Raw genomic sequence first — 14,008 nt, forward strand, 5'->3', positions numbered from 1 at the left:
TATTAAGGGAAACGTGGGAACTGGCCAAAGTCTGGTTCGCGTTTTTCTTTAAATGCGTCGCGACCTTCTTTTGCTTCGTCTGTTGTATAGTATAGTAAAGTTGCGTCTCCAGCGAATTGTTGAAGACCTGCTAAACCATCTGTGTCTGCGTTGAATGAAGCTTTTAGGAAGCGTAATGCAGTAGGTGATTTAGAAAGCATTTCTTCACACCATTGAACAGTTTCGTCTTCTAATCTTTCTAGAGGAACAACTGTATTTACTAAGCCCATATCCAATGCTTCTTGTGCATCGTATTGACGGCATAGGTACCAAATCTCACGTGCTTTTTTATGGCCAACGATACGTGCTAAGTAACCTGCACCGTAACCAGCGTCAAATGAACCTACTTTAGGTCCAGTTTGTCCAAAGCGAGCGTTTTCTGCTGCGATTGTTAAATCACAAACGATGTGTAACACATGTCCGCCACCAATTGCGTAACCAGCAACCATTGCTACTACAGGTTTTGGTGTGATACGGATCAAATGTTGTAAGTCTAATACGTTTAAACGAGGAATGTTGTCATCTCCAACATAGCCACCGTTTCCGCGAACTTTTTGGTCTCCGCCTGCACAGAAAGCTTGGTCGCCTTCACCAGTTAAAATAATTACACCGATATTTGCATTATCACGTGCACGTGTAAATGCATCGATTAATTCTGAAGTTGTTTTTGGGCGGAATGCGTTGCGCACTTCCGGACGATTAATTGTAATTTTAGCGATACCATTATAAGATTCATACTTAATATCTTCGTATGTACGCTCTGTTACCCATTGACGAGTCATATATATGATCCTCCTACTTGTAATTATTAAATTTGTTCCTCTATTATTGTAGCAAAAGTTTCAGGATTTTCCACATGAATTGCATGTCCAGCTTTTGGTACGACTACATGCTTACAATTTTGGAACAAATTTTTCATGTCGACAGCTATTTGATAAAACTTCTTATCTAACTCTCCTGTTACTAAAACAACTGGTTTAGTAAAGCGTGTCAACTCATCCCAATATGATTTCTGTTGTCCTGTACCTACGCCTCTTAAACTGTTTGCTAAACCTCTTTCATTTTGCAATAAGCGCTCTGCACGAATTTCCTCTTGAATGTCTAGAGGTAAGTTTTTTTGTGATTCGAATAAGGATATGTTCTCCCAATGATCCACAAATGCTTGTATTCCCTCTTCTTCAAGACGATCTGCTAGAGTATTATCAGCTTTTACTCTGACAGTGCGTTCTTCATTCGTTTGCAAACCTGGTGAAGCACTTTCCAAAATAAGTTGTTCAATTGTTTCAGGATATTGCAAAGCATAAGCTAATGCGATGCGCCCCCCCATAGAATAACCTACTAACGTGAAAATATTAATACCACGTTGAACAAACAATTCATGTAAAACTGCAATTTGCTTTTCTATAGAATAATGCTCTACGTTATTCGGGCTATCTGTGTAACCATGACCATTCAAATCTATTGCAATGATACGTACTTGATCACCCATTAAACTCATTACTTTATCCCATGTTGCAGAGCTGCCAGTAAAGCCATGTAATAATACAACGGTTTTTTCGACGCGCGGATTAATTATTTTATAATGCACGTTTAAGCCGTTTACTGTCATTATTACGCTTGCCATTTTGCATCTAACTCCTCACCAATCGCTCTCCATAATTTACGGTGTGTCTCAACATTTACTTGACGATTTGTAAATACTTCTATCAAACGTAGAGGTTTTTGTTTTGGGGTTTGTAACACTTCTACAAATGCCTCTTTTGTTTCTACAGCCTGATATTCTGCTCCATACATTATCGCGATTTCTTTAAAGTTAAGTCCTGAAGGTGTTCCGAATAATTCTTCATAATGCGCTTCTTCTGTAGCTTGAGCTAAATATGAGAAAATACCACCGCCATCATTATTCATCACAACGACCGTTATATTACACTTTTGATATCGTGTCGTGATTAGTCCATTCACATCATGTAAAAACGCTAAATCACCAATCAATAAATACGTTTCACGCTGTCTAGCAAGTTGTAAACCAAAAGCAGTAGATACAACACCGTCAATGCCATTTGCACCACGATTCGCAAAAACTTTTACATCTTTTACCGTTTTATTGAAAAATGTATCTACATCTCGGATTGGCATACTACTACTAGCAAATAAATCACTTGCTTCAGGTAAATTTACAAATAGCGTCGCTGCCATTGCACCCTCATCAGATTGTTCTTCTAAATACTGCTCAATATGCTTTGTTGCAATATCATTCGCAGCCATCCATTTAGATCTATAAATAGTATCGATTGTTGACTCAACAGTGACATCTTTTAACCAGTCACTGACACTAGCATGTATGTGGTGTGTTGCAATTGCTAAAGAATCACGGAACATCGGATCCTCATCTATTACTATAAATGTATCTGGTTTAACCAAAGTTAAAAATAATGAAAGAGGTTTTGATACTAGCTGTGCACCAAAGCGAATAACAGTATTAGGTGCCATAGAATTTTTAAAAGCCTCATTTTTCAAAATAGCATCATACTGATCAATGATATAATCCATACAATCTTCAGGAATATTCGAGCGTAAATGAGATAGGCTCTCTACAAGAACTGGCCATTTCACCTTTCGAATAAAATCCCAAACAGCTTCTAAATCCGCTACTTGATTCATCTCACCAAAGATTAATAATCCTTTTTCAGCTTTGTTAATTGCAGCCTCTAATGTATTAAATGCTTTTTTCGAAGGGCGTAATTCAGCTCCGAAACTTTCCACAAAGGTTCCAACTGGTAATGTATCTTGGAAATTGATGAGTAGTGGTTCACGGAACGGTACATTAATTTGTACAGGGCCAGCAGGTGCAGTTGTCGCAATCGACATCGCACGTGCTATATGGCGTTCGATAAATGACATTGTCCCTGTTGATGTATCTGGTAGTGGGAAGTCCACTGACCATTTTACATGCGTACCATATAAATTTACTTGATCGATTGCTTGTGGTGCTCCGACTTCACGTAATTCATGTGGACGATCCGCCGTTAATATGATCAAAGGTACACGCGCATAGCTCGCTTCTACAATAGCAGGGAAGTAATTCGCTGCCGCTGTACCCGATGTACAAACTAGCACAACCGGTCGTACACTTGCCTTTGCAATACCTAATGCCAAAAAGGCTGCAGAACGCTCATCTATTTGACGGTATAAATTAAATTCCTTTGAAGAAGCAAAAGCATAAGCAAGTGGAGTTGAGCGTGAGCCTGGACTCACAACTACATCTCGTGCACCTGTCTCATATAATGACGCAACGAGCTTATAAACATAGCTCGTTAAAGTCTCTTTCTCACTCATGTAATTGTCCTCCTAAAGCTCGTAACATCGGACGGAATTTCACTAAAGTTTCATCGTATTCACTGCTTGGTTGTGAATCAGCCACAATGCCACCACCAGCATATAAAAATGCTTGATCTTTAGCTAATAGAGCCGAACGAATAGCTACAGCAAATTCCCCGTTACCTTGAGCATCTAGCCACCCAATTGGAGCTGCATAGAGTCCGCGATTCAATGGTTCATATTCTCGTATTACTTGCATTGCCTTCATACGAGGTACGCCCCCTAAAGCCGGTGTTGGGTGTAATGTTTTTACTAATTGTAAAACAGTCGCTCCTTCTTTCAATGGACCTTCAACTGGTGTAAACAGATGTTGTATATCTCTAATTTTCAGCAACTGAGGCGCATTTGGAATTTGATAACTTGCACAGTTTTCTTTAAATGTCTGTAAGATCATATCCACCACATATTGATGCTCGGAAAGGTTTTTCGTATCATTTAATAAGCTTTGTCCTAGCAAGTCATCTTCTTCAGCCGTTTTCCCGCGTTTGATAGAACCTGCAATACATGAAGAGTAAGCATATTTATCGGAAACCTTTACTAAACGCTCAGGTGATGCTCCGAAAAACAATTTACCTTGTTCTTCTAGGCCAAATAAATAACTGTCTGGCTGCTCCATCATTACTTGTGACAACACATTAGGAGATGTTACTTGTTCTTCAAATTGCAAAGCGAGAGAGCGTGCAATAACAACTTTATCTGCTTCTTTTTGGCGTATTAAAGACGTCACCTTGCTAATTGATTCCAAGTATTCTTCTTTATAAGGCTCATAACTGCTCTTAATTTGTGGCTTGGCATATTTTTTTAACGCCTTTACTTGCGCTGTATGAATCAATTCATCACGCTCTTTGCGTAAGGCATTAAGCGCTTCTGTCGTATTCTCTTCATCAGTGATCAAATGAATACTCACATAAGCTTGATCATTTTTCACTACAAGTTGGTATGTTGCAACAGCAAAAAAAGCTTCAGGAAAACCTGTCCATTCACCAGACACTTCATTTTCCGTATCAAATGTAAAACCACCAAACAAAATAGGTTGAATATTGTTTTCATCATTCACAACATTTTGCGTTAGCTTTTTCCATTGTTGTTCTACGTCATCAAATCTATGTTCTTTTGCATCGCTTGAAATTGTTTGAGCATGACCCAAACCTGCAAGCGTAAATGTTTTTTCACGATTTTGCCAAAAAAATCGTTGTCCAGCAAATGATTGCTCACCCGCTTCAAAAAAGGCGAGCGCTGACAATCGACTTACTTCTATTGTTTCTATATGAAAATATAATGTCGATTGCTCTGTTTCAATTCGGTCGCCGGTTGTTGCTGACAACTTCCGATTCATGAAAATTCCCTCCGTCAACGAATACCACCAATTAATGGAATCCACTCGTACATACTTAAATATCCTATACTATCATACATCTTTATTGGCAATTCGGCACTTCATTTGCAAAGTTCAATCGCATTTTCTATGTATTTACACTACGGATTTATAATAAATTATGCTTTTTTGGGAAATAATTATATTTTATATCAAAACAGTTGATTAAAGATATTCCTCAATGCGGTGGTATAGGATTTCTACGGATTATTTTTATTAATAATATAACGATGTTATTTCAAAAAAAATGACCCGACAATATGCCGAAGTCATAAATAGTAGCTAAACAATTCAATTTCTATTTCTATTTCTATTTCTATTTCTATTAAAAATTTAATTTCTTATATACTTCGTCCATATTTAATATCTCAACTTTAATTTTTTGGGGGATTTTATCCGAAATGATACAAATATGATATTTAAGGTTTTTGAAGAATATACTTTCAAAAGCTTTACCTTTTTCTTGTGTTCTAATTACTCTTCCATATTGTAAATTTTTAGGGCAAATTAGATTATTCTTCATTTCTATAATTCGTCCACCATGTCTTTTTATAAATGCCTCTTTGTAACATAATGTATTCCAATAATACTCTCTCTTTTCTTTTTCTACTAAGGAATGTAAACGACTCTTTTCTTCTTTACTAAAAAAGAAATTAATAAAATTATTATTTATTTTTCTTTCATACAAAATATCTATTCCTAATTCTTCCTTAGTTATTCCTAAAATAATAATATCTTTACTATGAGATAAATTATAATTAATATGCTGTTTTTTGATAAATGGTTTTCCGTTTGCACCATACAATAATTTTATTTCAGAAATATCATGATTTTCCTTTAACAACGCATAGCGTAACAATATATCTCCAGCAAAAATTGTTTTTTTTCTATTGTTGCTTATACTGTTAAGATATCTTTTTCTATTTTCTAAAATACAAGTATCTAATAATCTATAGTGTCTTTTATCTATAGAATTCATATTTAATAAAAATAATCTCATGGTTATTTATTTTGTCTTTTAAATATCATTATAGATACCGTAGTAAATACAATCATTGTGATAATAATAATCCAAATACTATATGATGTACTGATTAACCTATTATTCAGTTCATATACTATTCCATAATGTTTTTCATACTCCAAAATTTGATCTGGTGAGGCTTGTTTAAAAACTTTTTGGATTGAATCAGTCATAAATGCTTCTCTTAACAATACAGCTGTATGACTGATTGGAAAATACATTATTATATTCTGAACAAAATTAGGTACACCACCTATTGGAACATAAACTCCACATAAGAAACCTATAGCAGTTCCAACAACTGTACTTAATGTGGAAAATGCATTTTGCGTATGAATAAAAAGAACCAAGAATAAATTTATTGAACTAGATAATGCCACTGAAAGTACAATGATACCTATTACCTTAAGCATCCCCATGATACTCAATACTTTTCCACCTGCTAAAATAAGAAACAACTCACATCCAACAAAAGCAAGCAGCGAGAAAAAAAGGCCGATTATAAATGAATTTATTACATAACTTAACTGTATTGTAGCCCTTGATAATGGTGCTGTTAAAAAATCATGTGTTTTTTTGCTTTCTTTATCCTTTACCATGATTCCAAATGCACCTAATGTTGTTGTCACTGCAGTTATTGATAATAGACCTGCAACCATCCATTCATTAACCATAACTTTTGACTCATTAGTCACCCCCACAATTTGTTTAATTGCATCAATTTGTGTCTGCTGTAAAAATACTGCGTATAGTAAAATTACAATAAAGACTGACAATAGAGAAAGAAGTAATAATGTTCGATCGCGACGGTATATTTTATTGTTCCTACTAATCAAATAGAATAAAGAATTCACAGTACGATGACCTCCTTCTCCTCAATAATATTGATAAAGACATCATCCATACTTCCTTTAATGACCTCAAAAGATTCTATTTGATTCTCTAATTTCTTTAGTATGTCATAAGCATCTATAGTAGTTGCTAAGCGCAAGGTATAAATTGAATTTTTAAATGTATATGAAATTTTTCTTTCTTTAAACCATTGCTTAGAGGAAAATGTGTTTTTAAAAACTAAATGTAAGCTATCAAAAGCATACTTATCCTTTAATTGATCGGGCGTACCCTCAGCTACTATATGCCCTTCTTTTATCACGACTACATTATCTGCAACTGCAGCTTCTTCCATATAGTGTGTTGTTAAGAAAATAGTCATATTAGTTTCTTCTTGTAATCTTTTAATCGCTTCCCAAACAAATAACCTTGTTTGTGGATCCAAGCCCGTTGTTGGTTCATCTAAAAATAGAATAGTCGGTTTATGAATAATAGCTCGTGCAATATCTGATCTTCTTCTTTGCCCACCAGATAGTGCACCATATTTTTTATCTTTTATATCATCTAGTTTTAAATATTCAGAAACAAACTGATAATTATCTTGAATTTGCTCCTTACTCAAATTGTAATATTGTCCTCGATTAAGTATATTTTCATAGACCGTTAACCGTTCATCTAATACACTTTCTTGAAATACAACACCAATTTTTTCACGAATATTATTGTTTCCCTTTATATCACCATGTTTATAACCATCAATATAAATATCTCCTGTATTTTTTTTAGCAAGTGTACAAAGAATATCTATTGTTGTAGATTTACCTGCTCCATTTGTACCAAGAAAAGCAAATAACTCTCCTTTTTTTACAGAAAAGGATATTCCTTTTACAGCTTCAAAAGCCCCATAACTTTTTCTTAAATTATCCACTTTAATAACAATTTGTTCTTTTGACAATACTTTCACCTCTATATATCAAAAATTAAACTATATTGATAAACCACCATCTACTGTAATTATTTGTCCGGTTATATATTTCGAATTTTTTTCTGCTAAAAAATATGTCAACTCACTTACATCATCTGGGTTCCCAAATTGTTGTAAAGGTATCATTTTCACTAATGTGCTTTCATCTAGTTTTCTCGTCATATCTGAACAAATTTCCCATTTCTTCACCTCCTACAGTTACTAATATTAATGTATAATAATACCTATATTTCAAAATAGTCTTAAAAGACTAAAGCTAATGGAGGATATTTCATGTACGAACAAATTGGTCAAACCATTCAAAAAATCCGAACTGAGAAAGGATATTCTCAAGAATATTTACTTGATGGAAAAATTACTCAGAGTGCATTTTCTAAATTTGAACTCAATAAAACAGATATTCGTTTTAAAACACTTGTCCATGTATTGTCGAAATTAGAAGTTTCATTTGAGGAACTTACATATATACATAATGACTTTAATTTTTTTAAACGTGATAAAATCATTAATGATTTTTTTGACTTAGCTTATAATAACAAACAGGAAATTCAAGAAATACTACTTCGAGCAAATGATTATCTAGAAAAATACGATGATGCATTGATTAATGATATTAAAGAATTATGCGAAGCTTTGTTAATACTTAATCTAACAAATGATTATACAAAAGCTAGTTTACCCGCTATAAAAGTATGGAAAAGACTATCAAAGAGAAATCAACTTTATATCACAGATCTCTATCTTTTAAATTCAATATTATTTTTATTCCCACTTGAAACAATGATAGAAATTAAGAAATTTGCATTAAAAAGTATAGAGCGATATAAAAATTTCCAGTGTATTCAACGTCTAAGAATTAATATGGGTATAAATATTTCCTTAATGTTTATAAAAAATGGATTACACAATGATGCAATCTGTGAAATAGAAAAAATGATTAATTTAAGTAAGGAACAAAAAGCTTATATTCATTTAGCTATTTGCTATATACGAAAAGGTATTTGTCTAAACAATTTGGGTAAACCTGATGAAATGTGGATATTGAAGGGACAGAAAATTTTACTAATATTAGAAGAAAATCAGTTATTACAAATGATTGAAGATGAAATAAAACTATATAAATAGAAAAAATGTTTATTTATTCAAACTATAATTAGCTTACTATTAGTTTTTGATATAGAAAAAAACGTCATGATAAGTTACTTCATGACGTTTTTGTTAGCTTACTTTTTTATTTTTTTCACATAAGATAAGAAGTTATTACTCGCGATACCTTTCACTTCATCCTTAGTAAAATGTTCTTGCAATTTCTCTAACAAATTTTGAGTTTGAGATGCATTCTGTAAATTCTCAACAAACTGGTGAATGCCGTCAAAATCTGATCCTAACCCTAAATTCTCTATACCAACTACATTTGCTAAATGCACAAAATGTTGAATCAATGCCTGCATCGTAGCGGATTCAGTAGGATTGACAATGAACTCTGGATAATACACTAGATGTATATGACCACCATGTTCTACAAGAGCCTTTGCCTGCTCATCCGTTAAATTACGAGGATGGTCACATAATGCACGTGCATTCGAGTGACTAGCAATAATATGTTTAGCTATCGGTAGCACATCCCAAAATCCTTGCATATTTAAATGTGATACGTCTATAAGTATGTCACGTTCATTTAATAATGCCACAACCTCTTTTGCGATATCTTTCAAACCTAAATTAGGGTCATTTTGTGCACCATAAGCAACAGCATTCTCATTATTCCAAGTGAGGCCAACTAGTTTCACTCCTGCGTCTAATATAGCCTGTAATTTGAATAGATCGGCTCCGATGGCATCACAACCTTCTAATGTTAAAACCGCTCCAATTTCACCTTCTTGTAGCGTTTCTAGTTGATGCCAATCTGTAATATGTACCATCTCCGGATTTGGAGCAAGCACTTGTGTTTGGAATAATTCAATTTGACGGAGTGCCTCTAAGTATTTTCTTCCTTGAGGTATATCTTCATCTACGAAAATCGCAAAAAATTGCACCTTCACTTTTCCTTGCTTTAAGCGTTCTAAATTTGCTTGTAATTGTGGTGCATTTCTAAAATTAAGTGGTTCTTCGGCTATGGACAATTTCCATAATACATCACAATGCAAATCGATAATATTCATATTTTGTACCCCCATTAGCTATCTTACTGCACATATTATACATGGTTACGATGTTTCAGCATAATATCGCTTGTTTGGTTTTTGAAATACTTGTGTGCACAATATGACCGATAGTAGCACTGCTATTGCCGAAAATCCTACAGCCACCATTTGTAAAGAAAACCATTCAGCTAGAGCACCGATAATAAAAGTAAATGAAATTTGTATTATACTTAAGAACATTGCTGTAACACTACCAAACCGCCCCATAATTTCTGTTGGCACATTTTTTTGATAGAAAGTATCATATCCTGAGTTGGAGAATGACATAAAGAACCCTAAAAAGATAAATGCTGCAGTTGCTGTCCAAAACCCTACAGAGCTGTAAAATAATAAATAGCCAATTGTGGTCATCAACATACCTACGGCAAAGTATATTTGTAATGATATTTTTTTCACCAACATTGCTGATATTGATGCCCCAATAATTGAGCCTATACCCGTAATGCTAACGATTACTCCATACATTTGATTAGATAATCCTAAGTTTTGCTTAATAAATGTCACCTCTTGTGAATCTAGAGAAAAAGCAATCATTAAAGCAACTTGGAATAATAAATATACTTTTATAAAATAATGATCTTGTTTTATATATGACTTAACAACTTGCCAATCTGCTAACATCATTTTTAATGTAATTGGTTCACGCTTTAAAATTGTTTCATCTTCGATATTTGGCAACAAGTAAATACAAAACGCACAACAAAAGAATGTAACTGCGTTAATCACGACACATATCGTTGTACCAACTGTTGCAATTAGTATACCCGCAAGCGCAGGGCCGATTAAAAACGAACCTGAATTCATCATACTCATGATTGAATTAAAACGTCGTCGATCGGTTTCCTTTACAAATTTCGTAATATAAAAAGTAGAGCTGGGCCCAAAAAAGGAGCCGGCCATATTTGCAACAAATATGATGGTATAAATTATCCAAATCGACCCCATAAAAGGCACAAGTAGCACAAGTAAACCTCTTATCACATCAGAAATTATCATTAATCTTCTCTTATTATGCCTATCAATTATGGAGCCGGCAAAGAAATTCGTTAGTAACTTTGCAACAGGACCTACAATATAAATACCTGCAACTGCTGCTGCTGATTTGGTCATATCAAGAACCAATACATTCAACGCGATTATGTAAATCCAATTTCCAAAAAACGAAACGCCAATTCCACTAAGTAATAAAGAATACCTTTTCCACATCCCTATTTTCACCTCTTATTTGTCAATCGGTTGATGAAACTATAATTTAACCTCCACTACATACAATTAAATCTATATATTTCCATTTTACAATTATAGAAACTTAATATGAATATAAATTTCTGAAAATTCCATAAAATAATTTTCTAATTTCACATGGTTGTCACTAATATTGAGCACAACAAAAATGGAACTGTATCTCCACAGTCCCATTTTTACGTTATTCTATTTGATCGCTAGGTGAATCTGAGGAACCGTATGCTTCTACCTCTAGAAAACTGTCCTCATTATCAACAATCGATCTTTCATCCTGGATAGGTCGCTCTGTTGAAGCATTTAATAGTTCCTCCTCAACAGGTCTGTCAGTAGGTACCTTATTTTCTGGTACATGTTCAACACATGTAAGTGCTGTTGGAATAGCCTCTAATCGTCCAAATGGAATGTCTTCTCCACATTCACTACATTTTCCATAAGAACCATCATCAATAGCTCGCAACGCAGCCTCAAGTTTTTCAATTTGTTGTTCATTATGTTCACCTATCGCCATTTCTGTTACTTGATCTGTTAAATCAGTTGCTTGATCTGCAGGATGGTTGTCATAATTGGATAACTCTGTTGAATCTGGGGGCTCGTGTGTATATTTTCTTCCCTGCAACACAAATAATTCTTGTATCATTTGATTTTTTAAATTTTGATATTTTGTGTTCGTCATTTTATTCCTCCATTAATATAACCTATTTATTATTATTTCCTATATTTTTTAAATCAAACATAAAAAAGAGTACTGCTTTTTGCAGTACTCTAATTATTCATTCCAGTATAGATTAATATAGCATCTCTTAAAAGTTGTGCTGTACCAGTTTGCTCTTTATCATAATAGTTCGTGAAACGTTCATCTGCTATATACATTTCTGCAAGTCCAGCATGTGCTTCTTTACTATACTTTGGCCAATAATACATTAACCATCGCTTATGTGCTTCGGCAGCACGCTGAGCAACATCACTTTCAGCTTGACCAGTTTCCATTGCTCGCTTTAATAAACTCATCACTTCTTGCTCCAATGCTTGCACTTCTTCATATTGCTGCTCAGTCATTTGTTGGACTTTATTATTTGATGCATCAACTGTAGAATCTCCGTAATTTTGTCGTACCTCTTCGCCATATTGTTTTTCATTTTCTAAAATCATTTTTTCCTTTAAACCTTCAAACTTTTCTTCGTTTGACATTTGAACTCCTCCATTCATAGCTTTGATTGTTTTAGTTACAGTTGTTATCATGACATCTAATTGTTGGCGTTTCTCCATTAATGCCTTATAATGCTCCATTAGGGCATTCTTATAGTCAAAATTATCGACTGTTATGATCTCTTTAATGACTTCTAACTTAAAGCCTAATTCACGATAAAATAGTATCTGCTGTAACAAATCAATCTCTTCTTGCTCATAAATACGATATCCTGAGGAATTTACTCGTGCAGGCTTTAACAATCCAATATCGTCATAATAACGCAATGTTCTTGAACTAACTCCTGACAGCTGAGCAAGTTTTTGAATCGTCATTTCCATCTCTTTTCACCTCCATGTTTCTACTATATAGTTTGACGTAACGTTAAGGTCAACAGTATATTAAATAAAAAATCTAAGTATCGGCAAACAGCTCTTACTTAGTATGTTACTTCATATATTTATGATGATTTTATCTTGCCTAATGATAAAGAACTCTCAAATTTAACGATTTCATTTAATGTTACTGTCTTTTTCATAATCTGCAAAAATTGCTTTAACTCATTAAAAAAACGCCTTTTCAATTTACTTTCCAAACGCAAAAAAACCATTAGAATCAAATATGATTCTAATGGTTTTTTAATATGACCCCTACGGGATTCGAACCCGTGTTACCGCCGTGAAAGGGCGGTGTCTTAACCGCTTGACCAAGGGGCCTATATGGCGGAGAAGGAGGGATTTGAACCCTCGCGCCGCTTACGCGACCTACACCCTTAGCAGGGGCGCCTCTTCAGCCACTTGAGTACTTCCCCATATATGGCTCCGAAGGTAGGACTCGAACCTACGACCGTCCGGTTAACAGCCGGATGCTCTACCACTGAGCTACTTCGGAAAAATTTTAATGGTGGGCCTAAATGGACTCGAACCATCGACCTCACGCTTATCAGGCGTGCGCTCTAACCAGCTGAGCTATAGGCCCATAAAATTGGAGCGGGTGAAGAGAATCGAACTCTCGACAACAGCTTGGAAGGCTGTGGTTTTACCACTAAACTACACCCGCATCATGGTGGGTCAGGACGGAATCGAACCGCCGACACTTAGAGCTTCAATCTAATGCTCTACCAACTGAGCTACTGACCCATGATGATTAATACAATATTTTTAAAAAATGGCGGTCCGGACGGGACTCGAACCCGCGACCTCCTGCGTGACAGGCAGGCATTCTAACCAACTGAACTACCGGACCATTTGGTTGCGGGGACAGGATTTGAACCTGTGACCTTCGGGTTATGAGCCCGACGAGCTACCGAACTGCTCCACCCCGCGATAATGATATTATGAAATTAACTTTTAAAAAATGGAGGAGGAAGAGGGATTCGAACCCCCGCGCGGTATGACCCGCCTGTCGGTTTTCAAGACCGATCCCTTCAGCCAGACTTGGGTATTCCTCCAAAAAATATAACGTTGTGTAGATGGTGGACCTTGCAGGACTCGAACCTGCGACCGGACGGTTATGAGCCGTCTGCTCTAACCAACTGAGCTAAAGGTCCTTTAGTTTGGTTAGTATGGCGGCAGAGGGGATCGAACCCCCGACCTCACGGGTATGAACCGTACGCTCTAGCCAGCTGAGCTACGCCGCCATGATGGTATTAAATTTAGTAATAAATTGGTGGAGCCTAGCGGGATCGAACCGCTGACCTCCTGCGTGCAAGGCAGGCGCTCTCCCAGCTGAGCTAAGGCCC

At 35.3% G+C, this 14,008-nt stretch carries 13 protein-coding genes and 11 tRNA genes; 1 reads left to right on the forward strand and 23 read right to left on the reverse strand.

All coding sequences use genetic code 11. From position 1 onward, the window contains the following. Positions 1–2: 2 nt before the first annotated feature. The 8 genes from menB to AMD00_RS22850 all read right to left on the reverse strand — a co-directional run bounded on the left by menB (position 3) and on the right by AMD00_RS22850 (position 7,794). Entirely contained in the window at positions 3–821 is an 819-nt protein-coding gene (menB, locus tag AMD00_RS09250) for a 1,4-dihydroxy-2-naphthoyl-CoA synthase (protein WP_038188163.1), read from the reverse strand. Between the two features lie 26 nt (positions 822–847). Next, positions 848–1,663 (reverse strand): 2-succinyl-6-hydroxy-2,4-cyclohexadiene-1-carboxylate synthase, encoded by an 816-nt coding sequence (menH, locus tag AMD00_RS09255; RefSeq protein ID WP_157059206.1) that lies wholly within the window; start codon positions 1,661–1,663, stop codon positions 848–850. Next, positions 1,651–3,375, reverse strand: a complete 1,725-nt coding sequence (gene menD, locus AMD00_RS09260; RefSeq protein WP_053416716.1) for a 2-succinyl-5-enolpyruvyl-6-hydroxy-3-cyclohexene-1-carboxylic-acid synthase — start codon at positions 3,373–3,375, stop codon at positions 1,651–1,653. The genes menH and menD overlap by 13 nt, the downstream gene beginning before the upstream one ends. Further along, positions 3,368–4,753 (reverse strand): isochorismate synthase, encoded by a 1,386-nt coding sequence (locus tag AMD00_RS09265; RefSeq protein ID WP_053416717.1) that lies wholly within the window; start codon positions 4,751–4,753, stop codon positions 3,368–3,370. Before AMD00_RS09265 ends, menD begins: the two co-directional genes overlap by 8 nt. Positions 4,754–5,117: 364 nt before the next feature. Then, a complete protein-coding gene (locus AMD00_RS09270; protein ID WP_053416718.1) occupies positions 5,118–5,771 on the reverse strand; it encodes a 4'-phosphopantetheinyl transferase family protein in 654 nt (217 codons plus the stop codon). Positions 5,772–5,794: 23 nt separating this feature from the next. Then, the gene (locus tag AMD00_RS09275; protein WP_053416719.1) at positions 5,795–6,670 is read right to left on the reverse strand and encodes an ABC transporter permease; all 876 of its coding nucleotides are present in this window, start codon (positions 6,668–6,670) and stop codon (positions 5,795–5,797) included. Then, on the reverse strand, positions 6,667–7,602 hold the full coding sequence (locus AMD00_RS09280) for an ABC transporter ATP-binding protein (RefSeq protein ID WP_053416720.1): 936 nt from the start codon (positions 7,600–7,602) through the stop codon (positions 6,667–6,669). The genes AMD00_RS09275 and AMD00_RS09280 overlap by 4 nt, the downstream gene beginning before the upstream one ends. A gap of 30 nt (positions 7,603–7,632) precedes the next feature. Next, entirely contained in the window at positions 7,633–7,794 is a 162-nt protein-coding gene (locus AMD00_RS22850) for an SDR family oxidoreductase (protein WP_245639468.1), read from the reverse strand. Positions 7,795–7,905: 111 nt separating this feature from the next. Between AMD00_RS22850 and AMD00_RS09285 the strand changes: the two genes are divergently transcribed. Continuing rightward, positions 7,906–8,757, forward strand: a complete 852-nt coding sequence (locus AMD00_RS09285) for a helix-turn-helix domain-containing protein (protein ID WP_053416721.1) — start codon at positions 7,906–7,908, stop codon at positions 8,755–8,757. Between the two features lie 98 nt (positions 8,758–8,855). On the opposite strand, the gene AMD00_RS09290 is transcribed toward AMD00_RS09285, so the two are convergent. From AMD00_RS09290 to AMD00_RS09360, 15 genes are all read right to left on the reverse strand, one after another. After that, positions 8,856–9,794 carry a dipeptidase gene (locus AMD00_RS09290; RefSeq protein ID WP_053416722.1) on the reverse strand — a complete coding sequence of 313 codons (939 nt, stop codon included), beginning with the start codon at positions 9,792–9,794 and terminating at the stop codon, positions 8,856–8,858. A gap of 45 nt (positions 9,795–9,839) precedes the next feature. Further along, the gene (locus AMD00_RS09295; protein WP_211258626.1) at positions 9,840–11,042 is read right to left on the reverse strand and encodes an MFS transporter; all 1,203 of its coding nucleotides are present in this window, start codon (positions 11,040–11,042) and stop codon (positions 9,840–9,842) included. A 220-nt stretch (positions 11,043–11,262) separates the two neighbouring features. After that, the gene (locus AMD00_RS09300; RefSeq protein ID WP_053416723.1) at positions 11,263–11,754 is read right to left on the reverse strand and encodes a TraR/DksA C4-type zinc finger protein; all 492 of its coding nucleotides are present in this window, start codon (positions 11,752–11,754) and stop codon (positions 11,263–11,265) included. 89 nt (positions 11,755–11,843) lie between these two features. Next, a complete protein-coding gene (locus tag AMD00_RS09305) occupies positions 11,844–12,608 on the reverse strand; it encodes a MerR family transcriptional regulator (RefSeq protein WP_053416724.1) in 765 nt (254 codons plus the stop codon). Between the two features lie 303 nt (positions 12,609–12,911). Then, a tRNA-Glu gene (locus AMD00_RS09310) sits at positions 12,912–12,983 on the reverse strand. Positions 12,984–12,987: 4 nt separating this feature from the next. Continuing rightward, positions 12,988–13,078, reverse strand: a tRNA-Ser gene (locus AMD00_RS09315). Between the two features lie 5 nt (positions 13,079–13,083). Next, positions 13,084–13,158: transfer RNA gene (locus AMD00_RS09320), tRNA-Asn, on the reverse strand. A 10-nt stretch (positions 13,159–13,168) separates the two neighbouring features. After that, positions 13,169–13,245, reverse strand: a tRNA-Ile gene (locus AMD00_RS09325). A gap of 7 nt (positions 13,246–13,252) precedes the next feature. Beyond that, positions 13,253–13,326 (reverse strand) — tRNA-Gly (locus AMD00_RS09330). A gap of 4 nt (positions 13,327–13,330) precedes the next feature. Beyond that, a tRNA-Phe gene (locus tag AMD00_RS09335) sits at positions 13,331–13,406 on the reverse strand. Positions 13,407–13,435: 29 nt separating this feature from the next. Continuing rightward, positions 13,436–13,512: transfer RNA gene (locus AMD00_RS09340), tRNA-Asp, on the reverse strand. A gap of 3 nt (positions 13,513–13,515) precedes the next feature. Beyond that, a tRNA-Met gene (locus AMD00_RS09345) sits at positions 13,516–13,592 on the reverse strand. Positions 13,593–13,624: 32 nt separating this feature from the next. Next, positions 13,625–13,717: transfer RNA gene (locus AMD00_RS09350), tRNA-Ser, on the reverse strand. A 22-nt stretch (positions 13,718–13,739) separates the two neighbouring features. Further along, positions 13,740–13,816 (reverse strand) — tRNA-Ile (locus tag AMD00_RS09355). 16 nt (positions 13,817–13,832) lie between these two features. After that, positions 13,833–13,906: transfer RNA gene (locus AMD00_RS09360), tRNA-Met, on the reverse strand. Between the last annotated feature and the right edge of the window lie 102 nt (positions 13,907–14,008).

It is taken from the genome of Viridibacillus arvi, from assembly GCF_001274945.1.
Lineage (GTDB): Bacteria > Bacillota > Bacilli > Bacillales_A > Planococcaceae > Viridibacillus > Viridibacillus arvi.

Coding starts and splice junctions, on each gene's coding strand:
- menD (WP_053416716.1), bottom strand. CDS start 3,375: ATGAGTGAGAAAGAGACTTTAACGAGCTATGTTTATAAGCTCGTTGCG.
- AMD00_RS09270 (WP_053416718.1), bottom strand. CDS start 5,771: ATGAATTCTATAGATAAAAGACACTATAGATTATTAGATACTTGTATT.
- menH (WP_157059206.1), bottom strand. CDS start 1,663: ATGGCAAGCGTAATAATGACAGTAAACGGCTTAAACGTGCATTATAAA.
- AMD00_RS09285 (WP_053416721.1), top strand. CDS start 7,906: ATGTACGAACAAATTGGTCAAACCATTCAAAAAATCCGAACTGAGAAA.
- AMD00_RS09295 (WP_211258626.1), bottom strand. CDS start 11,042: ATGTGGAAAAGGTATTCTTTATTACTTAGTGGAATTGGCGTTTCGTTT.
- AMD00_RS09300 (WP_053416723.1), bottom strand. CDS start 11,754: ATGACGAACACAAAATATCAAAATTTAAAAAATCAAATGATACAAGAA.
- AMD00_RS22850 (WP_245639468.1), bottom strand. CDS start 7,794: ATGACGAGAAAACTAGATGAAAGCACATTAGTGAAAATGATACCTTTA.
- AMD00_RS09290 (WP_053416722.1), bottom strand. CDS start 9,794: ATGAATATTATCGATTTGCATTGTGATGTATTATGGAAATTGTCCATA.
- menB (WP_038188163.1), bottom strand. CDS start 821: ATGACTCGTCAATGGGTAACAGAGCGTACATACGAAGATATTAAGTAT.
- AMD00_RS09305 (WP_053416724.1), bottom strand. CDS start 12,608: ATGGAAATGACGATTCAAAAACTTGCTCAGCTGTCAGGAGTTAGTTCA.
- AMD00_RS09265 (WP_053416717.1), bottom strand. CDS start 4,753: ATGAATCGGAAGTTGTCAGCAACAACCGGCGACCGAATTGAAACAGAG.